The following is a 20,240-nucleotide window of genomic DNA, read 5'->3' as shown; positions in this document are numbered from 1 at the left end:
AACGGTCCAATCTTTTCATTTTTCTATTTTTTATGCTTGTGGTTTGCGTAGGTAACCATAGACCACACCACTTACGATTGCTCCTACCAAGACAGAAACGAGGTAAAGAAGAGCATTTGAAGTAAGGGCAATAACGAAGATTCCTCCGTGTGGCGCCATGAGTTTGATACCAGTAAGACCAACGAGTCCACCTGCTACTGCTGAACCAAGGATGAAGCTTGGGATAGCACGAGCTGGGTCAGCGGCACCAAATGGAATTGCTCCCTCAGTGATAAATGACAAGCCCATGATGATGTTTGTCAAACCAGAGTTGCGTTCTTCCTTAGTAAATTTATCTTTGAAAAGAAGGGTTGCGACAAAGATTGCAAGTGGTGGTACCATTCCTCCAGCCATAACTGCTGCCATAGCTACAGAACCGCCTGAAGAAACAGTCGCTGCAAGTGTACCTGTACCAAAGACATAAGCCGCTTTGTTAACTGGTCCACCCATATCGACAGCCATCATTCCACCAAGGACGATACCAAGAAGGACAGCTGAACCTCCTCCAAGACCGCCTAGGAAGTCATTCATAGCAGTGTTGATTGCTGCCATTGGGATGTTAACAGCTAGCATGACAAATCCAGTCAAGATTGTCCCAAGAAGTGGCAAGAGAAGGATTGATTTTGCACCTTCAAGTGAACGTGGAACTTTGACATATTTCTTGATAGCAAGAACTAAAGCACCTGCGATAAATCCACCCACAAGGGCACCTAGGAAACCAGATGAGACACCTGTAAGAGTTGAAGTTGCTTCACCACCTGCTGCATAAGGGATCTTACCAAAGGCAAACCCTTCTTTGGCAATAGCACCAGCCACGAAACCTGCTACCAAACCTGGTTTTTCAGCGATAGAGTAGCAACATAACCTGCAAAGACTGGGAGCATCAAACCAAAGGCAGCTCCACCAATTTTCATAAACATAGAAGCTAGCTCATGGTAGGAACCAAGATTACCAAGATTTTCATTTGGAACACCCAAAGCACCGTCAATTAAGAAGGCAAGGGCAATCATGATACCACCGCCGATTACGAATGGCAACATTTGAGAAACACCACTCATCAAGTGTTTGTAGAAGGCACCACCGAGGCTTTGTTTTTCGTTGCTTGCTGTTGAAGCTTTTGCTCCATTAGCAGCACGGTAGACTTCAGCATCTCCTGAAAGAGCCAAGTTAATCAATTCTTCTGTTTTACGGATACCGTCAGCAACTGGACGATTGATCAATGGTTTGCCATCGAAACGATCCATCTCAACCGCCTTGTCTGCAGCGATGATAACAGCTTTAGCCTTGCGGATGTCCTCAGCAGTTAGTTGGTTTCCAACACCGCTAGCACCGTTGGTTTCAACCTTGATTCCAACACCCATTTCAGCAGCTACTTTTTGAAGGGCTTCTTGGGCCATGTAAGTGTGGGCGATACCTGTCGTACAAGCTGTAACAGCTACGATAAAGTCACCAATTTCATTAGCAGGTACTTGAACAGGCTCTTCAGTTTTTTCTGAAGCTTGGTCAAAAAGTTCGATAACTTGGTCAGCTGATGTTACTTGACGAAGTTTATCAGCAAAGCCGTCTTTCATCAAGTATTGAGACAATTCTGCCAAGGCTGCCAAGTGGGTGTCATTGGCACCTTCTGGAGCTGCAATCATAAAGAAGAGGTCAGTTGCTTGCCCATCCAAGCTCTCGTAGTCAACACCCTTATTTGACTTGGCAAAGAGAACTGTCGCTTCTTTTACAGCCGCGTTTTTGCTGTGAGGCATTGCGATTCCATCACCCAAACCTGTAGAAGTCAAAGCTTCACGCGCCAAAATTCCTTCTTTAAAGGTTTCAAAATCTGTCACATAACCGTGGTCTGTCAAGCTTTTAATCATCTCTTCGATGACAGCTGTTTTTTCAGTTGCCTGCAAATCCAGCAACATGACATCTTTTCTCAATAGGTCTTGAATTTTCATCGTTTTTCTACCTCAACTTTTTCATATGTTTCTTTAATAAATTCTGCTGTTGCCAAGTCATCCGAGAAGGTAGTTGCAGTTCCGCAAGCTACTCCCCATTTGAAGGCTTCTACTGCATCTTTTGATTTGACAAATTCACCTGTAAATCCAGCAACCATAGAGTCACCAGCTCCAACTGAATTTTTGACTGTCCCCTTGATTGGTTTAGCAAAGTAAGCTCCCTCAGATGTGACAAGAAGGGCACCATCACCAGCCATAGAGATAATGACGTTTTGAGCTCCTTTGGCCAGTAACTCTCGCGCGTATTTCTCAATTTCATCTAAACTGTCTAGTTTAACCCCAAAAATCGCTCCAAGTTCATGATTGTTTGGTTTAACCAAAAGTGGCTGGTAGTCCAAACTATCAATCAAGGTCTGTCCTTCAAAGTCACAAACCACTTGCGCACCAGTCTGGCGTGTCAAGGCAATTAGATCCTTGTAAATGACATTGCCTAGATTCTTAGCACTTGAACCAGCAAAGACAACTGTATCTTCTGCAGTCAAACTAGATAAAATAGCTTTCAATTCTTCTAGCTGAGCTGGTTCAACATTTGGACCAGTCCCGTTGATTTCTGTCTCTTGGTCTGCTTTGATTTTAACATTGATACGAGTATCTTCTGCCACTTGGACAAAACGTGTCTCGATTGCTTCATCAGCCAAAGTATCTGTGATAAATTTACCAGTAAAACCTCCGATAAATCCAGTCGCTGTATTTGGAATATCCAAGCGTTTCAAGACACGACTGACATTGATTCCTTTCCCTCCAGCAAACTTATCATCACTATCCATTCGATTGACACTACCGACTTGGACTTGGTCCAAACGAACGATATAGTCAATGGATGGATTGAGTGTGACTGTATAAATCATACTTCTATTACCTCCGTTTTCTCCTTAATAGCCTGCAAGAGCTCATGCCCTTGACTTGTGATAACAATAGCTCGTTTGAGTGGTGCTACCTTGGCAAAGCAAGTTTGTCCAATTTTTGACGAATCAACCAAGACATAGGTCTGTTTGGCATTCTCTAAAATAGCGCGCTTCACAGCACCCTCTTCCATATCAGGAGTTGTATAATAGCCATCGTCCACACCATTCATCCCGATAAAGGCACGATCAAAGTGCAATTGGTTAATCTGGTTAAGAGCAACGCCCCCGATGCTAGCATCTGTTGCCATCTTGACACTTCCTCCAACCATGACAGTTGGAATCTGCTTTTCAACCAACTGTGCGGCATGGTGAATCGAGTTGGTCACGACTGTAACATTCTTATTGACCAATTCATGAATCAAAAAAGCAGTTGTTGTTCCAGCATCGATAAAGATGACATCTTGTTCCTTGATGAGAGAGGCTGCTTTCTGAGCCAGCAACTTCTTCTCTTGAAGGTTTTTGACAGATTTTTCTTGAATGGTTTCTTCTTCCTGCAAAGAGTGAGGCAATTCTGCTCCACCATGTACGCGACGAAGCTTGTTTTCCGCTTCCAACTCATCCAAATCTCTTCGAACCGTTGATTCTGAGGTCTCTAGCAAACTAACTAATTTTTCTAGAGAAACTACATGATGTTGATTTAACTCCTCTAAAATCAGTTGCTTCCGCTCTGTTTTTAACACCGAATCACCTCCTGTTATCGTTTACACTATTCATTCTATCACACTTTATTTAAAAGTCAAGCATTTTTTATCATTTTCTTTCAAAATCTATCATTTTCCTTATTTCTAGAATTTTTATTGCAAGATAAGGGCCTTTATGGTAGACTATTTGAGTAAGTATTGGAAGATTACTCAAGAGGCTTAAGAGGCCGTGTTGGAAACGCGGTAGGCGTGTAACAGCGTGCGTGGGTTCGAATCCCATGTCTTCCGTTTATTTTAAAAAAGATACCCAAGAAATCTTGGGTATCTTTTTTCTTATATGCTTGTTTTATAACTCGGGTGAATTTCTTAGAAAATATCAAATAACAATTTCACATTGAGAATTGTTAAGATAATGGAAACGATATAGCCAAGGATGGTATTCCATTTGGCATTGGTAAATTCTCCCATCAGTGATTTCTTAGAAGTTAGATAAATCAGTGGGAAGATTGAAAATGGAAGAGCAATCGAAAGAAAGACTTGTGAATAAACCAATAACTGATCTAATGTTTTTTCCTGATGACCAAACAGAACCGCTACAATCATGACAGGCAACAAGGCAAAGAGACGAGTTGCCAAACGAATGAACCATTGAGGTAATCTCATATGCAAGAAACCTTCCATAACGATTTGTCCAGTCAAGGTACCCGTAATTGTCGAATTTTGACCACTGGCTAATAAAGCCAAGGCAAACAAGGTTGATAAGGTCGAGCTAGCTATAGCTCCTGCAATAGTAGAATCCTGCAAGGCATTATACATTTGAGAGAAGGCAGAAATCTCAGATGCATGGCCGAAAAAGAGAGCCGCCCCGAGAATTAATAGAAGGGAGTTAACCACAAAGGCCAAGGATAATTGGAGATTTGAATCCCAGGTCATAAAGCGCACCGCTTTTCGAACATCATCCTTGTCCTTGTGATTGATTTTCCGAGTTTGAGACAAGGAAGAATGCAAATAGAGGTTATGAGGCATAACCGTCGCACCTACAATCCCCAGAGCTAAAGTTAATTGACTTTCATGCCCTGGCAAGGGACTTTCAAATAAGGTTGCATTCGGTAGATAACCCTCAACGATTCCTTGGAAGCTTGGATGTGACAAAGCTACCAGATAGGTAAAAATTGCTAGAATGGTTAAAATCAGTGTTGTCACAATAGCTTCAATCTTCTTAAAGCCAAATTTCATCAGAAGCAATAAGAGAAAAACATCCAACACGGTCAAGAGAATTGCTATCATAATCGGAATCTTAAAGAGAAGATTGAGAGCAATCGCTGAACCTAGAACTTCTGCCAGATCTGTCGCCATCAAGGCTAATTCTAAAATCACCCATAGACTATAACGAAGCCATTTAGGTGAATGATGAGCCGTTGCTTGAGCCAGGTCCATCTGGGTTACAATACCAAGCTTTCCTGCCATCTGCTGAAGTTGCATGGCAATGAGAGATGAAATCAAGATAACAAACAAGAGACTATACTTATAGGAAGCACCACCGACTACACTGGTAATCCAGTTTCCTGGATCCATATAACCAACTGCAACAAGAGCACCCGGACCTAAAAAGGCCTTTAAATTTTGCCAGAAATGATTGTTATTTGGAGTATCGATAGATTGATTAATCTCAGAGAGTGACACTTTTTTATGAGAAGACATAGATACTTACCTCTTTCTAAACCTACTTTTTCATTATTTTTCTTAAGGCACCTTAATTATAACAGAAAATATGATAAAAACTTAAGAAAATTCAGGACTTGATTTAATATTTAGGATCCAACAAAATGTTGTATTCTTTTTTTGCAAAAGAATACCAAAGAATAAAATAAAAAACGTTGATTTAACAACGTTTTACCAAGGAATGCAAAAGAATGCAAAGGAATAATGGAGCCGGTGGGAGTCTTAGAAAGATTGTTAAATCAACTCATAGTGACTTTAGGGTCTGTTTTAAGTCATGTTTTCCCAAAAAATGGCGTAAATCACGGCTCAATCCTGTATTAAAATCTACTTGCATTATACCACAAATTCCTATTTAAATTTCAAAAAATCTTCATCAAAAATATTATTATTAACAAAACACCGTTTTTGACAATAATCAAAAAAAGAAAAAGAAGGCATTATTAACAAAATGGCATTTTTGACAATAATACACCACGATTTCCTCTTCCTATTCTTCAAGAAAACGTTTTTTTGAACAATAGGATTGTGATTTCTATTTCTAATCGTTCAAAATGCGTGTTTTTGCAAAATAGAAAATCGCAAGCCAAACGACCTGCGGAAACATCATCTATTCTAAATAGTCTTTTTCTGTAATTACTTTTAATCTAGTAGAATAATTCTGAAATGTTGAGAATTTAAAACGTTTAGGATCTTCAAGTTTATTTCTATCATTTGCTTCCAAAGCGTGATTATAGTCTATAATAGCTTTTACCAACTTATTAATAATAGCTCTATCATTGTCCATTACTTTATAATAATCTTCGATTTTCCGAAGGCGGAAAGTTGTATTCAACAAATAACTTTCATCTTCTAAAATCAATGTTTTACCAATATCTAATCCTTCAACATATCCTTCTTTTGCCGAATTTCTAAGCTTATACTTCAACTGGTACTTTTTAGGAATGTAACTTCTAAATGGAATCAAGAAAGTTAGCCCCTGTATTTTGACAACAGTTACCGCAAATCCCCTTCCTTTATTCATTACTTCCTTTGTCTTAAAGTCATAATCCATCGCTTGAATAAGGTCGTAATCCTTGCACATTTCTAAATCAATTTGACCTAATTTTAACTTCTTACTTTTCATTCCTATTCCTTAGATAAAAAGCTCACTAAAAAGTGAGCAACATTTCCAATGAGATACTTCTGTTGACGAGCGCGTCTCTCCGCCCCCTCATTGCCTCAAGAAAAGGCTGGGCGAATCGAAAGGAGGTAGATTTTTCCTGTTTTCAATTCTACTTATTTTTGCACATTTTTTGAATTTTGTCAAACAAAAAAACCGCAAGCCTGAGCCTGCGGTGAAAGACCTATTCTTTGTCTTTGTTTTTATTTTGATTATTCCCTGTAAACAAACCAATTAGCCCTAGTGCAGTAGTTCCAGTTAAAACACTACCTGCAACTTGTTTATCTGTCGCTATTAAGTAAATTCCACCGATAATAACAACGAGGGCGATTAAAAAGCCGAATAACTGTCCCAATTTATGAGAAGAGATATTCCCTGATAAGTATTTATCTTCCATCTCTCTACGATGTTGGCTTTCTGCAATACCATTATCAATAATCTTTTGTGCAGCATCAGGATATAGCTCTTGATACCCTTTGAGGATATCTGGATGTGGTAGATCACCTTGATAGATTTCCAACTTCTGCAGAACTACTTGACGCTGTTCATGTGGTAAGCGCTCGACTTCATCAACAATATTATTGACTTCAATCAAATCTTTATTCTCGGTATCCAAATTTCATTACCTCTTTCTGAATGCCCATCGTTGATTTCTTGTAATCACTTTTGACTTTCTTCCAGTCTGGGACTGTATCAGCTTTTACTTTTGAAATGCTCTGGTTAAAGCTAAAAACAGGCAATACAATTGCTGTCATACCAAGTAAAAAAGACTTAAAGTATTGAGGTTGTTTTGTATTTTTTAACATACCAAATTCCTCCTACTCGCTCCATAATATTTTTTTGAATTAACTTGATTATGACATCTTTCTTTAAAAAAGTCAATGTTTCTTGCTCTTTTTAACGAAAAAATCCCCACAAGAACGAGTCCTGTGGGGTAGAAATACATTTTAGAAAAGTTTTCCTTTCATTTTATTTTTTAAATTATTTAGTTGTAATCAAGCCTTCTGGCTCAACTGTGAACTCTGGCTTGTCTGCCAGTGTTCCATCTGGTTTGAGGTAGTACCAGCCTGTCTTGTCGGCTGACTGAATAAAGGCGTTTGATACCATGTTTCCGTTCTTACGGTCGAGGTAGTACCATGTCTGCTTATGCTTAATCCAGCCAGTGACCATCTTACCTTCTTCATCGAAGTAATACCAAGCGTTGTTGATACGAGCCCAGCCAGTAGCCATAGACCCTGAGTCTGTGAACCAGTACCAAGCGTCCTTGTAGTTCAACCAGGTACTACGCTTCATGAAGCCTTTATCATCGAAATAGTACCAAACATCATTGATTTTCTCCCATTTGTTAGTTGGGTATGAGCCGTCTTCACGAACCCACCACCAACCGTACTGGTTCTGTTGCCAGCCGATTTCGACTTCTTCAGGTGGCACGATATAACCAACGATTTCACTTACAGAGCGCTCATTGTAGCGACAAGGGCCACCTACTTCAAGGTAGTCCCAATTGCCATCAATATTCTGCTCAATCGTCTTGATGGTATATCCGTCTGAGTCCTCATAGACAAGACCTGTATGCCCGTAGTTGACACCGTCGCCAGCTACGTATGATTTCACGAAGAACCAACCAGCCTTTGGATAGTCAACATCATACACGACTTTCAGGCCTTGTGAACGTGCTGACTCAAGCAAGTCGTAGGCATTGCCCCAAAGGGTCACACCATACCAATGACGAAGCCCGTAACAAGGTACGTCAGCACATTGGAAGCCATAGGCTCCATCATTATCCACTCCATCGCCAGCGTTAGCCTTGTCGATGAAGAATTGAATCATTTCCTGTTTTTTAGACATACCTATTCCTCACTTGGTTTCTTGTATTCAAGCGCTCGTGTGCTGTCTGTGATTCCGCTAGTCGTCGGGTCATTGACCAGACCGATAGCAGTCAAGAACACGAATACCGCATTGACAAGCAGAATCAGCTTGTTGCCGATATCACCCAAATCCAGATGATATCCAAAGACTGCTGCACCAGCTTGCAAGACAAGCAAGAAGGCTGGGATTGCAGTTAGCCAAAAGAATTTATTTTGTAATCGTAGTTTCCAGTTAATCATATTGTTTTCCTCCTTAATCATATTCCAAGAATGGACGCATCTTGTCCAAAATGACCGGATACATCTTCTTATTTCCTTCTGCAGTAGGATGTAGACCATCTCCAATGAAACGATTTCTGACACTCTCTAAGACAGGGTTTAAACCTGACTCATTATGCAGATCAACACAAGGGATAGCGTACATTTCAGATACTTCTTTTACCGCTCGAACATAGTCTTGTAACAAGTTTCCTTTATTATTTGGTGTTGTCTGAGCATTCACCCAAGTCGTACCACCACCTCTAAAATATCGTTTCAGAGGTGTCATTGTCATCACTTTCGCATTTGGACGATTGACAGCAAGCCATTCAAGAATGTACTTGTATGCTCCATAGAACGAACTCGTTCCGGTATCAGTAACATTTCCTAAAGTTGCATTATTCCCCCAGTCATTCGTTCCTCCAAAGATAACTACAATGTCCGCATCAGCTGGAATTGTATCGAGTCTGTTTACAAACGGCTTCAATCTATCTGTCACATAACTTGAAGTACAGACAGAGGTTCCGCCAATCCCTAAATTCGTGACTATGCTATTAATACCGTTGCTTTTACACCAGCTATCAATGTAGCGGTGCCATTGCCAACCTCCAGCGTTAACACCTTCAGTAATCGAATCACCCAAACAAGCAATTTTTTTGGTCTTTGTCGTTTTACTAAAAGTATTGATGTAGTAATTACCTGCGTTGTTGTCGTAATAACCAAGCAATACATCGTTGGTCGTGTTAACCTCGCCCCCGACAATTCGTTTTTGAGCCTTGTTAAACACGATAAATCCTGCGCTACCGTTAATAGAGACCTCTTGAGCATCACACCAATAATTAGACTTTCCGACTTTCACATTACATTTTGGGAAAGATAACTTTTTTAAAGATTTGTTGTACACGATATTCCCGTTAGGGATATAGATGACTGTATTGCTATAAGTCGCTATTTCTTCAGTATCCAGACCACCACTTCCTGAGTTTGGACGACTCTCTAACGTTAAAATCCTTTGTTTTAATTCGCTATCGTTGTAATTGGTAGGCAGTATTCTCTCACCAATTCCTTGGACAGAAATGCTAGTACCACTAACAGCAGTCACTTTCCAAAAACCTTGGTTCGTACCAGTAGTACCACTCCAGTAATCTTCAATAATATCTCCGACTTTAATACCGTCAGGGTTCATGATAGCGTCTGGTGTTATTGTCCTATTAACACCAACACCGCCTCCGGAAATATCACCTTTGGCAATGCGATATGTTGGTGTATTGTTATCTGGACGACTCTCTAAAACAGTCAATCGTTGCTTGATTATAGAATCGTCATACGGAATAGGTAATTCCGATTTCTTAGCGTACCCTTCAAGAGATTGATGTTCTGTCAGATAATGCTTCTCTTCAAGTTCTTCATGCGTGACAATCTGAGAATAATCTATCTCAGTTGCCTCATGAAGTTCTTCTTTAGTTGCGTAACGTGTCTTGATATCCTTGATATTCTTACCGATTTCCGTTGCTAGATTTTCAAGGTTATGCATATCAATCACGCTTTCGCTTGGTTATAAGTTGCTACTAAATCAAGATTGGCAATTTCATCTACACGTCCGCTAACTTCTGTTACTTTGCCGAGAAGTGCGCCGTTTGCATCTTGATCCATGTTCGTGATTTTTTCCGCAATCTCTTTCAATGTATCAAGATTTTCAGGCACTGACTCGCCCAAAATTTCAGCTTTAACTTCTGATTTAGCTTGAGTGACTGCCTGAGAAATAGCTTGCGTCATTGCCGAAGTCTCTACTTTAGTGCTGACGCTTTGCTTCACTTCCTTGACATCTGCTCCGACCGCTTGTGCGAATGCTGTTAATTTTGTTGTGTCCATGTTATTAAACCTTTCCTAAATTGTAGTAAAAAAGCAAGTCAGGGATTTCCTGACATGCCCCACCTTCGCTTACATGTCGTTCTGCAAGCTGTTTCTTAACTTCTTCAACGATATCTAATTCCTTTAATTTATAGATATCTTCCGTAACCAATTCTTTATCTGAGTCTTCAATTTCAATATAAGTATCTCTGTCGCTTGGGAAGATATACCCTCCAACCGAGATTTCCACTCGATATTTTCCGCTTGGTAAAATACTGTCTAAATTGAAATTGACAGAATGGCTAGTGACGGGAGCAGTTGTCTTCCACCTACGTTGTCCCTTTGTTAGAGTAATAACCGCATCTTGACCCTCAAACAAGGTCATGACACGATAATTCTCGTCTAACAACTCAAACCCAAAGGTGGAAGACAAATCCCCTTGCTTAATAAGGTCGCCACCATCAATCCGAGCCAAATTGGTTGTATTAACTTTGCGGTTGTTACAACCCATTCTGCGCCCCTTTCTTAGCTTTTACTCTGAATCAACGTTTTCAACTCTCTCACATCTTCACCTAACGACTTAACTTGTTCCGCAAGGACTAAGATAGCCTTGTTTTGTTCATCGTGGTTATCTAGTCGTTTGTTTGCAGACATCTTGAATTCATGCAGATTCTCGATGTCTTTCTCTAAAACCGTGAGACGATTCTCTTGTTTGGTCGCTCGGTCTTTCATCGAGAAATAAAGTCCGACAACAGGAATGAGAGAGAGAAAAATTTGGACAATTAAACGTTCAAATTCTGCCATAAACACCTCCATTATTGGTTAGGTGCAACTGTTGTAGCAGAAGGTTCTGTTGCTGTAGGAGTTACGGTAGCTGTCGTAGAAACTGCAGCTGCTGGTGCGACAGTCGTAGGCTCATTTGGTGCTTTCGGTGCATTAAACTTCCAAGTTGCTAGAACGCCATTCTGGTAAGGTGTTCCTTCAAGTTGAGCAAGGGTTTCTCCTTGATAAGTAAAGGACTGATTGGTTTGAATCAGGATGCGTTTACCTTCTCCATTAACTTCGACATGACTAGGGTCCTCAACCGCAAAGATTGCACCAGGCTCGTAAACTTTTCCGACTTCAGCGAGCGGGAATAGTTCAACCATCTCTTTGTAGGTCGTACCGTAAGATACTTTTTCACCCATAATTGAATCTTGAGCCATCACTCGCACTACTTTATTAATGCGGTTCGCAAGTGCTTCAAGATCATTCTGCTTCGCTTCTGTTTGAGTCGCTTTCTGCTCTGTCTCAGCCAGTTTCTGTTTAGCCTGCTCCAATTCAGCTTGTGTTTCTTGCAGTTTCGCTTGAGCTTGTACAATCGCAGATGTAGGGTCAAGCTCTGCACGAACTTGCTCTAGGACTGCTTGAATTATTTTTTCATCAGAATCTCCTTGATGGTCTCCGTCCAATTCACGAGTATAATACGTGAAAGGTTGTTCCTTACGGATAGTTACTACTGTTTTGTCAACTCGAAAAAGTTTGTTTTCTACTAAAAATTCCATGTTATTTACTTCTTTCTATAATTTATTTCTTTATCCACATAAAAATATTACAGTAATTCTGGTGCGGAGGTGTTGTTGGGGTTGCGTGACACAAGCCATCTTTGTGATTAAAATAGACTTCTAAAGGAAAGAAATCGCTAGAAGGAGAATTGATTTTGTATTGAGATACTATCATATCGCTTTTTCCATAAAGATCAGGTAGCTCATCTGTCTCTCCATTACGCTTCGCAGGTAAAAGGTTTGTTGGGATTCTAAAGATATTTTTGGCATGAAACGAATTATTTTCAAAAGATTCTCCTGCAATTGCATATTTCAAAATTACGACATTACCAATGACGAAAATTTTATTATCGTTTTCAAGAGCGAACCTAGATGGTTTTACACCTTTCTCAAACTCCAAAGGGATAACTTTCAAATCCAGCCTGGGCAACACCTGCCAACTTCCCCATACGCCATTCACTTTCGTCCGAACAGCAGTAAATGTATTCATGTTATCTACTGCTTGCTGCATGACGTTCTGACCGTCAATTTTGGTTACAGTCACATAGAGCGGTGAACGTGACCCTTTTGGTGAATTCGTCAGCCCTGCTCCTGTATACATACCTGATTCAACATAGCTATCCCAATTTCCTGTAGCAGTTTTAGCACTGCCATTATCATTAGTTAGCTTGGTTAGCTGCGCCCCGTTCCATCTGTTCTTATCCACGCTTGATACGTGAATAGTCGAATTTTGCGAATGAGAGTTAAACTCACTTTTACTCGCTTGTTCAACATTGACCACGTTGCCTAGACCAACCTGAGTCTTTGTAACACCATGAGGGTTATTCTTGTTTCCTGTGTGGTCTGTCAACGCACGACCATCTGCCTTACTATTCCAAGAGGTTCTCTCTTGTTGAGTAATGTGTTTGGTCGTGTCTCTTGCGTGAGCGTCAAAATCAGTCTTGCTGGCTTGTTCCACGTTAGTTACATTTGCTAGACCGACTTGTGATTTCGTCACATTGTGCGGATTGTTATGATTAGTAGCGTGAGCGTTGAACTCCTGCTTACTAGCCTGCTCCACATTCGTGACATTACCCAAACCTACCTGTGTCTTTGTGACACCGTGAGGGTTGCTGCGGTTGTTCGAATGACTTTGAAAATCAATTTTACTTGCTTGCTCAACATTCGCTACATTCCCTAGTCCCACTTGCTCTTTCGTGACATTGTGTGGATTGTTTTGATTTTGAATGTGAGCAGTAAGGTCTGATTGATTCGCTTTATTTGTTGTTTGATTGCCGATAATCGCTTCAAGGCCATCAATATCAGCAACCTTGTGACGATGGGTCGCGTCAGCTTTTCCGTTCCATTTCGTGCGCTCCTCAACCGATACATGTCGTGATGTATCTCTGCTATGATTATCGATACTGTTTTGCAACTTGGTTTCTGTTGATTTTAACTCAGAGATAGAGGCATAAACCAAATTGTTGGCATTGTATTGAATGGTAATCTGGCTATTCTTGCTGATAGTTGTATTGAAATCATAATCTCGATATACATAGGCAGATGTTTTAGGAGGAATCACATCCCCCTGTTCTGCCCAAGTATACATATACATGAACTCTTCATGATTCCCACGTTTTGCAAACACACCAATCTCATTCACAACCATTTCACGTTCAATACGTGAATTATCCAATCGTGCCACGATACGAATCGTATCCGCTGCTTCAGTTGATATAGATTGTGCAACTTGTAGAGAATGAACTACTTGAGCTACATCGTTTTTCTTACTAGCATCTGTCCGATGTCGACCACTTCCCAAAGCAATGCGAGTAAACACTAACGGTTCTCTATTCTGAATAGCCAGAGCCGTTTCGCTACTTGCTTTATCGGTCAGTATCGGCTGGATAAAATATCCCATCTAATCGCTCCTTTCTTTAATTAAATCGAACTGTACGAACGTCTAAAAGCGTGTGAGCACCGACATAAATTGTGTTCATCATCGGTGCTTCAACAGAGAATTGGATTCCTAAATGAGCAGGAATCAACTCACGCACATACTTTAAGAAACGGTTCAAATATCCAGTTGGTAATTGTCCTAAAAATCGGATATGTACCGCTGAATCCTTGACCGTTACCAAGTTGTTGACATTCGTGAAGCTCTTTGTAATTTTTTGTAAGCTCACTGAGTTAATTTTGATTTTGGAAGAAATTAAAGTGATTAGATACCGCCTTCGTTCTTCCAAGTCTGTTGTTTTCGGTTTTACCTGAAGGGCCTTTTCCCAACGGGCAATCCAGTCTTCCGTCGCTTCTGGTAACAACATCAACCGTCTAGTATCAAAGATTAAGTCTGTAATCAATTCCAGTTCGGGAATTTCAGTTTCAAATAAATCATTAATTGTTGGATCTAAAACTTCTGGAAATGCCGATAACATACGATATCTAACGTGCGACATTGATAGTTACCTCCGTTAATTTAGGCAGCATCGTGTTTGACAATTCGATACTTTGTTCCCTATCGTTCAACAAAATACGGTCCACATCTCGAACCCCGTTAATCCTGTCAATGATTGTAGCAACTTTATAATTCCGAATCTCTTTTTCTTCAAATGCTTCTTCACGTAAGTATTTAATGAGTTGAACTTTCGCCTCGTTCTTGATTGTTTCAACGTCTACATCTTCATCAATCTTGATAGTTGCAGTAATACGAACATTGTAGCCACTTACAGACTGAACAGTCACATAAGCACCAATAGGAGCCATACCTAACCCATGGCCACTCGGTTCAGGATCTAAGTAATTCTTGAACTTATTTACAAGTTCTGAACTAGCTTCATTGCCGTCGGCATCCGTAATAGATACACGAACCGTATTAGGTCCTTTCCAAAGCGGTTCAATAAGCGCTGAACCAACACCAACGAACTCACTTGCCCATTTCTTGTATTGGGCGATGTTCCCGTTTAAGGTCGGTGTTTTCAAGTATTCAATGGTACGCTTACGGAGTTGCTTATCCGTCTCTTCGTCTTCTCCTACGACGATAACAGAGCCGATTTCTGCTCCTTTAAAGTCGCTCAATACATCAATGTTGATGAGTTGACCTCTTACATAATTAGGAGCACTACCGACTTGTTCAGCTACTACACTATACTCAAATCCAGAACGACGCTCCAAGACACGGAAATTATACTCACTATTAACCACGCTGAAACGAGTTCCAAGCGGGATTTCCTGTTTAAATTGAACCAGTCGAACTGATGCCGTAGCTGGTAAGCGTTCAACTCCAAACTGTCTGCATAAACGAGTTAGGAAGATTCCTGTACTCGTATCTAAAAAGTTGACTTCCTCATACGATTTTAAGACCGTATACTGAATAGCAACTTCTCGAGCTGCAGGCGCAACTAGATTGTACAAGACAGATCCTTGTCTTTTGTCATACTTATCATCAAACAAGGCCAGCATATCCTCTAAAATTTCTGGATATGTTTTTACCTTTATCATCGTTTCACCTCCAAATCCATTTCAAATGTTCCAAAATCACTATCAACCATGAACTGTACATAAAACTCATCTTTCTTTACCTTAGTAGAAAAAGAATGAGCCTCATGAATCCTGTCGTCTTCATATAAGGCTTCTTTTATGCGCCGTGCAATATCCATCTGGGCATAATCCATATCCCCACCAAATAAAGCGTCTAACTCAACACCGTAGCGATGATCATAAATCGTATAGATGAACCGTTCAGTCGTCAGCATGCGTCTGATGGATTGCTTCAAAGCATGAATGCCATCTGTTTCTAGCAAGATATTGGTTTCATCTAGTGTTAAACTAGGCTGCTTCTTAGCTTCGACAACATTTTTAGCGATGTTTAAAAAGTTTGTTTTAGGAGTACTCATTCGTCAGAACCTCCTTTCGCTTTGCGCTTGTAGTGGAATATCTTCTTGTACAAGACATAATAAAACCCTCCACCATCTTGTCTGATGAGATGAAGGGTTTGCCCAACGTATTCAGGATCCAATGCCTCATCGGTCCATGTGACAGCAAGCATGGAATCATCCAAAATCAATTCATTGGTCAATTGGATTTTTAGTGGAGAAACCGATAAAACAACACCAGTCGTTATCTTTGCGAATTGGCGATTTTCAATGAAATTACTAATCAATTTCTTTAGATTTTCTATTACTTCCATCTATTCGCCTCCTGCCATAAATAATTTAATTTCCATCGTGTGCTTTTTATCGCTAAAAGAATGAGTTGCCTCTTCAATGACATACCATCCCTTCTTCTCAATATCCTTAACATCCACATAGACTGCATGACCTGCTAAAAAGTCAATACTTCCAATATCAGCTTTTAGACTGAAAGTTTCTTTGGGGCGGTTTTTCATCTTCAAGAGCATTTCGCCCCATTGTTTGATTTGCCCCTCAGTTGCTTTCTCATCCACTTTTTTCATGTACTGGAGTTTCCCCCAAGCTCCGATATTGTAGCTGTCCTGATAGATGTAGACCTCTCTCTTTTTGGTTTCTTTGTTCTCTTGGATCAAGCGAACAATATTAGCACTATCCTCAATCGAACCTTCAAACTCAAAGCTAGACATAAAGGATTCATTTCCGATAATGTACTGGATTGGTAAGTTTTTCGGAGTCGTTAGTGTCAACTCTCCGAACTTGTCATACAAAACCAGCAATTCTCCACTTTGCACCAAGGTCTCATCCATGGCCTCTTGGATAATATCCAGAGCCTTCTTATCTTCCTTCAACTGAGGTGATAAGGTCACGGCTGGGGCTTTTAGTTCCCCGACCTTCAAGTCAAAATCTCCTGCGATTGCCGAGACGATTTGATTGACGTTTTTGTCCTTGGCAACAAAGTTGATATTGCGTAACAAGTACTTTATCTGGTCGTGGAAGGTCAAGGTTGTTTTGGTATCTTTTTCGTACTTGATTTTAGTCAAATAACCAAAGAATACCTCTTTATCATCTAGCTTGAAAGCGAGTGGAGAACCGTATTCAAAGGCTACTTTTGTAGAGTTGTACAAGCTAATCTCCACGCTCCAAGCTGACCCTTTTCTAGTTGTCTTGAACTCAACTTTTTCAGACGCAGTTGCTAAATCCCATGTATCTCCAGTTTTATTGTTCTGATAGAATAATTGCATCATGGTATCACAAACTCCTGTCCAGGATAAATCCAATGAGGGTCTTTGATTTTGTCTTTGTTGGCTTCGTAAATTTCAGTATATCGGCTGCCATCTCCGTAAAATGTCTGAGCAATTCCCCAAAGAGTATCGCCACTCACAACCGTATGGCTTTTTTGAGCAGGTTTCTCAGTCGTAGGGCTACGTTCCTCCGTAGCTTTCGCCTGCGGTTTCTTTTTAGTAGCCTCAAGCGCTTGCTTGTCTTTGATAGTAACCTTCCGTGGTTTATGAGACCGATATTGTAAAAACTTAATCTTGTATATCAGGTCATTTTCATACCCTGTCTTGGTAGAGACATCGAACTGTTCCACTAGAAATTTCCCGTTAATGGCAGAACCAAAAGCACCCCCAATCATGAGTTGAATAGGAGTGCCTTCCGTCTTAAATTTACGAATAGATGATACAAAGGATTCTGGAGAAACACGGCTATTCCGTTGGTAGTTTCCATCGTATCTTCCACTAGGAATAAAGGATTCAAACTCAATCGATTGAAGCTCTGGATTTCCGACAAGCGGAACGTTACCAGTATCGATGATAGCGACTGTCTCAATTCCTTGTTTGTCCTCCAGTTTGATTTCTTCTGGATTCACTGGCAATTTAATGCCTTCAATAAATATAAACATCTGCTACCTCCTTCCTAGTAAGCCATAAGGCCGTCAGCGCCATTATTCAAAGCGTCTACAATGGTTGCATTCAAATCATCCAATACGTTGGCATACTGGCCAGCGTTGTTAATGGAGTCAATATTGGTAACAATCTCTGGTTTCAAGGTAATGAAATTCTGTTGCCACTTCATGGTCGCAACATCCTTAATCAATTTGATGTATTCATCGTCCAGTTTGATTTCATCTTCAATCTTGCCGACTTTGTCTAATTTACCACCAGTAGGGTTGTGACCACCGCCTCCGCCTTTTCCTCCGTCGCCTTGTCCAGGGGCTGAGCTTGCTGGGCTGAGTTCGTAAGGTGTTTTCCCTTGGTCACCCAAGAAATTGTTTCCTGCACCGTTGGCATCACCAGCTCCTTTGAAGAAACCACCGACTGCCTTATCGATACCTTTACCGATTTCATAGCCTTTATTAAAGGCTCCCATTCGGTCTCCAAGTTCAAGATAACCCAGTTGTGGAGTGTCAAGGTGCGGAGTTTCTAAACCAGCCTTGTGTTGTTTCAGACCATCTGCCAAGTGCAGACCTTCAAAGGTTTTTTTGACTGGTTTCTGCATACTATCAATTGCACCAGCGATATTTCCAGCGAAGTTACTTCTGGTTAGTGAGACTGAACCAACTGCTTTGACGTTCAACCCAAGGCCATTTAAGAACCCTATCATCTTGTTAAATCCACCAAGAACGGAGTTAATCATACCCTCAACTGCACCAATAACACTATTGACCATATTATCTACGAAACCTGCAATAGCGACAGCCATATCACGGCCGCCTTGAGCGATATCATACCAAGCGCTTTGAACTTGGAAAGACATCTCGTTCCATAAGTTAACTGCACCAGTAACAAACCAGTCGATAAAGTCTAAAATGCCTATCAAGATAGTTAAGATAGCCTGATAGAGGAACATCCAGAATGCTATTGCGGTATTCACATACCAAAAAACACCCTGCAACATCATATTAATCACCCAGATAGCTGCATTGACAATACTAAGAAGTATATTCCAAATAGTCATTCCTAGATAGAATATAGCCCCTATGATAATCCCTGTAGCTGATACGGCTGCACCAGTAAGGTTGTTAAACCATGCGACCAAGGCATAGAAGAGGCCGATAAGGATAATGACTGCCATTACAATCAACATGATTGGGTTCATTGCCATAACTGCATTAAAACCAGCCATTGCTGTTTTAGCCGCGTTGGTAGCAATACTAAATAGATTGGTCACTATACTTGCTGCGTTCATTGCGACTATATAAGTTCCTATAGCAATTGCTACTGCAATAATAATCGGTTGGATAACAGACCAGTTATCAGCCACAAATTGAGCAATCGGTGCCAACATACTCCAAACAGCCCCAATCATATCCATAGCAAAGATGACCGCTTGAACGACATATTGAAGCACCGTGGCTACAATCTGGGCAAATTGTTGGAAAGCTGACGAGTTCACTATCTGATTTATCTTAATCGATATTGGCTCAAGCGCCTTGGTCACAAAGTTCAGGAAGTTCTGCCATGCCCTGCCCCATGTCATTGGCATGTTGCGGAATTGTTGATCAATCGCTTCGCTTGCTTCCAGCATGGCAGTTTTGACAATGTCGGCCGTAATCTTCCCGTCTGCTCCAAGTTTTTTAACCTCGCCACGACTAACGCCTAGCTTATTGGCAATAGCTTGGATTAAGGCTGGTGAAGTTTCAGCTAGAGAACGCAACTCATCACCCTGCAACTTACCACTAGCCATCGCCTGAGTAAGCTGAAGCATGGCGCTTTTTTGTTCTTCAATGCTTGCCCCACCGACTACAAAGGATTTGTTCATAGTTTCCAAAAAGGCAATTGTTTCGCCGTTGTTTTGGAAAACATCGCCAGCTTGCATCCTCATCTTAGCGACACCGTTCGCCATGGTTGTATAAGCCGAACCTGTACGTTGTGCGGATGTATAGATAGACTTTTGAAGTTCCTCTGTCGTCTGCGTACCATCACGGATCATATCTAAACGGGCGTGCATATTGGCATACTCGTCTGACATATTTATAGCTTGTTTGGCAGTTTTAACGGCTGCAATACTAGCTAAAGCAGTTTTCAATAGACCTTTCAAAGATCCTAACTTACTTAATTTGTTAGAAGCATGGTTCGAAGCATTCCCTAAATCTCGTAGAGCCAGTTCTTCTTTTTTGAGCCCTGCAGCTGCTAGAGTTGAACTGCTTATAAATCTACCGTTGATATCAATGACTCGACCAGCTTTATTTACAAAATATTGGCCAGAATCACCAGCTTTTTTCATAGCGGACTCTTGAGCCTTCATAGCTTTATCTAAGCCAGAACCTGCGTTTTTGACACGCTCCATAGTCGCATAGATTTTATTTAAAGTGCCTGTGACTCTATCGGTCAAAGACATGGTTGTTTGTATATTTGCCAAT

The 20,240-nt window shown here is 40.7% G+C and carries 21 protein-coding genes, 1 tRNA gene and 1 pseudogene; 1 reads left to right on the top strand and 22 read right to left on the bottom strand.

Annotated features, from left to right (window positions below; all coding sequences use genetic code 11):
- Window positions 1–30 precede the first annotated feature (30 nt).
- The 3 genes and pseudogenes from B7698_RS08900 to B7698_RS08890 form a co-directional block, all read right to left on the bottom strand.
- A pseudogene (locus B7698_RS08900) lies at window positions 31–1,982 on the bottom strand (fructose-specific PTS transporter subunit EIIC).
- A complete protein-coding gene (gene pfkB, locus B7698_RS08895) occupies window positions 1,979–2,890 on the bottom strand; it encodes a 1-phosphofructokinase (protein WP_004258383.1) in 912 nt (303 codons plus the stop codon). The pseudogene B7698_RS08900 and the gene pfkB overlap by 4 nt, the downstream one beginning before the upstream one ends.
- A complete protein-coding gene (locus tag B7698_RS08890; protein ID WP_000920654.1) occupies window positions 2,887–3,627 on the bottom strand; it encodes a DeoR/GlpR family DNA-binding transcription regulator in 741 nt (246 codons plus the stop codon). Before B7698_RS08890 ends, pfkB begins: the two co-directional genes overlap by 4 nt.
- 161 nt (window positions 3,628–3,788) lie before the next feature.
- On the opposite strand from B7698_RS08890, the gene B7698_RS08885 reads away from it, so the two are divergent.
- A tRNA-Ser gene (locus B7698_RS08885) sits at window positions 3,789–3,876 on the top strand.
- Window positions 3,877–3,954: 78 nt separating this feature from the next.
- Here B7698_RS08885 and B7698_RS08880 read toward each other — a convergent pair.
- From B7698_RS08880 to B7698_RS08790, 19 genes are all read right to left on the bottom strand, one after another.
- Window positions 3,955–5,289: an Nramp family divalent metal transporter gene (locus tag B7698_RS08880; RefSeq protein WP_084865377.1), complete on the bottom strand. Its 1,335-nt coding sequence runs from the start codon at window positions 5,287–5,289 to the stop codon at window positions 3,955–3,957.
- A gap of 628 nt (window positions 5,290–5,917) precedes the next feature.
- On the bottom strand, window positions 5,918–6,433 hold the full coding sequence (locus B7698_RS08875) for a hypothetical protein (RefSeq protein WP_084865376.1): 516 nt from the start codon (window positions 6,431–6,433) through the stop codon (window positions 5,918–5,920).
- A gap of 220 nt (window positions 6,434–6,653) precedes the next feature.
- Window positions 6,654–7,085 carry a DUF2335 domain-containing protein gene (locus B7698_RS08870; RefSeq protein WP_084865374.1) on the bottom strand — a complete coding sequence of 144 codons (432 nt, stop codon included), beginning with the start codon at window positions 7,083–7,085 and terminating at the stop codon, window positions 6,654–6,656.
- Window positions 7,069–7,275, bottom strand: a complete 207-nt coding sequence (locus B7698_RS08865) for a hypothetical protein (protein WP_084865372.1) — start codon at window positions 7,273–7,275, stop codon at window positions 7,069–7,071. Before B7698_RS08865 ends, B7698_RS08870 begins: the two co-directional genes overlap by 17 nt.
- Before the next feature lie 175 nt (window positions 7,276–7,450).
- Window positions 7,451–8,317: a CHAP domain-containing protein gene (locus B7698_RS10465; RefSeq protein ID WP_084865370.1), complete on the bottom strand. Its 867-nt coding sequence runs from the start codon at window positions 8,315–8,317 to the stop codon at window positions 7,451–7,453.
- A 2-nt stretch (window positions 8,318–8,319) separates the two neighbouring features.
- The gene (locus B7698_RS08855; RefSeq protein WP_084865369.1) at window positions 8,320–8,577 is read right to left on the bottom strand and encodes a phage holin; all 258 of its coding nucleotides are present in this window, start codon (window positions 8,575–8,577) and stop codon (window positions 8,320–8,322) included.
- Between the two features lie 13 nt (window positions 8,578–8,590).
- The gene (locus B7698_RS08850; protein ID WP_142358057.1) at window positions 8,591–10,129 is read right to left on the bottom strand and encodes an SGNH/GDSL hydrolase family protein; all 1,539 of its coding nucleotides are present in this window, start codon (window positions 10,127–10,129) and stop codon (window positions 8,591–8,593) included.
- 5 nt (window positions 10,130–10,134) lie between these two features.
- The gene (locus B7698_RS08845; protein WP_084865364.1) at window positions 10,135–10,467 is read right to left on the bottom strand and encodes a hypothetical protein; all 333 of its coding nucleotides are present in this window, start codon (window positions 10,465–10,467) and stop codon (window positions 10,135–10,137) included.
- 4 nt (window positions 10,468–10,471) lie between these two features.
- Entirely contained in the window at window positions 10,472–10,957 is a 486-nt protein-coding gene (locus B7698_RS08840) for a hypothetical protein (protein WP_084865362.1), read from the bottom strand.
- Window positions 10,958–10,971: 14 nt separating this feature from the next.
- Window positions 10,972–11,250, bottom strand: a complete 279-nt coding sequence (locus tag B7698_RS08835) for a DUF7365 family protein (RefSeq protein ID WP_084865360.1) — start codon at window positions 11,248–11,250, stop codon at window positions 10,972–10,974.
- An 11-nt stretch (window positions 11,251–11,261) separates the two neighbouring features.
- The gene (locus B7698_RS08830) at window positions 11,262–11,990 is read right to left on the bottom strand and encodes a hypothetical protein (RefSeq protein ID WP_084865357.1); all 729 of its coding nucleotides are present in this window, start codon (window positions 11,988–11,990) and stop codon (window positions 11,262–11,264) included.
- Between the two features lie 22 nt (window positions 11,991–12,012).
- Window positions 12,013–13,809, bottom strand: coding sequence for a pyocin knob domain-containing protein (locus B7698_RS10285; RefSeq protein ID WP_192855134.1), 1,797 nt, complete (start codon window positions 13,807–13,809; stop codon window positions 12,013–12,015).
- A gap of 97 nt (window positions 13,810–13,906) precedes the next feature.
- Entirely contained in the window at window positions 13,907–14,404 is a 498-nt protein-coding gene (locus B7698_RS08820) for a DUF2313 domain-containing protein (RefSeq protein WP_084865355.1), read from the bottom strand.
- 7 nt (window positions 14,405–14,411) lie between these two features.
- A complete protein-coding gene (locus B7698_RS08815; protein WP_084865353.1) occupies window positions 14,412–15,467 on the bottom strand; it encodes a baseplate J/gp47 family protein in 1,056 nt (351 codons plus the stop codon).
- Complete coding sequence (locus tag B7698_RS08810) at window positions 15,464–15,862, bottom strand: DUF2634 domain-containing protein (RefSeq protein ID WP_000106741.1); 399 nt, start codon at window positions 15,860–15,862, stop codon at window positions 15,464–15,466. Before B7698_RS08810 ends, B7698_RS08815 begins: the two co-directional genes overlap by 4 nt.
- Window positions 15,859–16,155 (bottom strand): DUF2577 family protein, encoded by a 297-nt coding sequence (locus tag B7698_RS08805; protein WP_084865351.1) that lies wholly within the window; start codon window positions 16,153–16,155, stop codon window positions 15,859–15,861. The genes B7698_RS08810 and B7698_RS08805 overlap by 4 nt, the downstream gene beginning before the upstream one ends.
- Window positions 16,156–17,121, bottom strand: a complete 966-nt coding sequence (locus tag B7698_RS08800) for an XkdQ/YqbQ family protein (RefSeq protein ID WP_084865350.1) — start codon at window positions 17,119–17,121, stop codon at window positions 16,156–16,158.
- Window positions 17,118–17,780 carry a LysM peptidoglycan-binding domain-containing protein gene (locus tag B7698_RS08795; RefSeq protein ID WP_049512705.1) on the bottom strand — a complete coding sequence of 221 codons (663 nt, stop codon included), beginning with the start codon at window positions 17,778–17,780 and terminating at the stop codon, window positions 17,118–17,120. The genes B7698_RS08800 and B7698_RS08795 overlap by 4 nt, the downstream gene beginning before the upstream one ends.
- Window positions 17,781–17,794: 14 nt before the next feature.
- A complete protein-coding gene (locus B7698_RS08790) occupies window positions 17,795–20,239 on the bottom strand; it encodes a tape measure protein (RefSeq protein ID WP_192855133.1) in 2,445 nt (814 codons plus the stop codon).
- Window position 20,240 lies beyond the last annotated feature (1 nt).

The organism is Streptococcus mitis, assembly GCF_002096855.1.
Lineage (GTDB): Bacteria > Bacillota > Bacilli > Lactobacillales > Streptococcaceae > Streptococcus > Streptococcus mitis_Y.
Note: the sequence above shows the minus strand (reverse complement) of the source record. Positions and strands in the feature narration are given on the sequence as shown.

Bases quoted from the DNA above. Each gene is read 5' to 3' on its own strand.
- B7698_RS08875 (WP_084865376.1), bottom strand. From the start codon at position 6,433: ATGAAAAGTAAGAAGTTAAAATTAGGTCAAATTGATTTAGAAATGTGC.
- B7698_RS08865 (WP_084865372.1), bottom strand. From the start codon at position 7,275: ATGTTAAAAAATACAAAACAACCTCAATACTTTAAGTCTTTTTTACTT.
- B7698_RS08880 (WP_084865377.1), bottom strand. From the start codon at position 5,289: ATGTCTTCTCATAAAAAAGTGTCACTCTCTGAGATTAATCAATCTATC.
- B7698_RS08850 (WP_142358057.1), bottom strand. From the start codon at position 10,129: ATGCATAACCTTGAAAATCTAGCAACGGAAATCGGTAAGAATATCAAG.
- B7698_RS08840 (WP_084865362.1), bottom strand. From the start codon at position 10,957: ATGGGTTGTAACAACCGCAAAGTTAATACAACCAATTTGGCTCGGATT.
- B7698_RS08800 (WP_084865350.1), bottom strand. From the start codon at position 17,121: ATGATGCAATTATTCTATCAGAACAATAAAACTGGAGATACATGGGAT.
- B7698_RS08845 (WP_084865364.1), bottom strand. From the start codon at position 10,467: ATGGACACAACAAAATTAACAGCATTCGCACAAGCGGTCGGAGCAGAT.
- pfkB (WP_004258383.1), bottom strand. From the start codon at position 2,890: ATGATTTATACAGTCACACTCAATCCATCCATTGACTATATCGTTCGT.
- B7698_RS08820 (WP_084865355.1), bottom strand. From the start codon at position 14,404: ATGTTATCGGCATTTCCAGAAGTTTTAGATCCAACAATTAATGATTTA.
- B7698_RS10465 (WP_084865370.1), bottom strand. From the start codon at position 8,317: ATGTCTAAAAAACAGGAAATGATTCAATTCTTCATCGACAAGGCTAAC.
- B7698_RS08805 (WP_084865351.1), bottom strand. From the start codon at position 16,155: ATGGAAGTAATAGAAAATCTAAAGAAATTGATTAGTAATTTCATTGAA.
- B7698_RS08835 (WP_084865360.1), bottom strand. From the start codon at position 11,250: ATGGCAGAATTTGAACGTTTAATTGTCCAAATTTTTCTCTCTCTCATT.
- B7698_RS08855 (WP_084865369.1), bottom strand. From the start codon at position 8,577: ATGATTAACTGGAAACTACGATTACAAAATAAATTCTTTTGGCTAACT.
- B7698_RS08815 (WP_084865353.1), bottom strand. From the start codon at position 15,467: ATGATAAAGGTAAAAACATATCCAGAAATTTTAGAGGATATGCTGGCC.
- B7698_RS08795 (WP_049512705.1), bottom strand. From the start codon at position 17,780: ATGTTTATATTTATTGAAGGCATTAAATTGCCAGTGAATCCAGAAGAA.
- B7698_RS08810 (WP_000106741.1), bottom strand. From the start codon at position 15,862: ATGAGTACTCCTAAAACAAACTTTTTAAACATCGCTAAAAATGTTGTC.
- B7698_RS08830 (WP_084865357.1), bottom strand. From the start codon at position 11,990: ATGGAATTTTTAGTAGAAAACAAACTTTTTCGAGTTGACAAAACAGTA.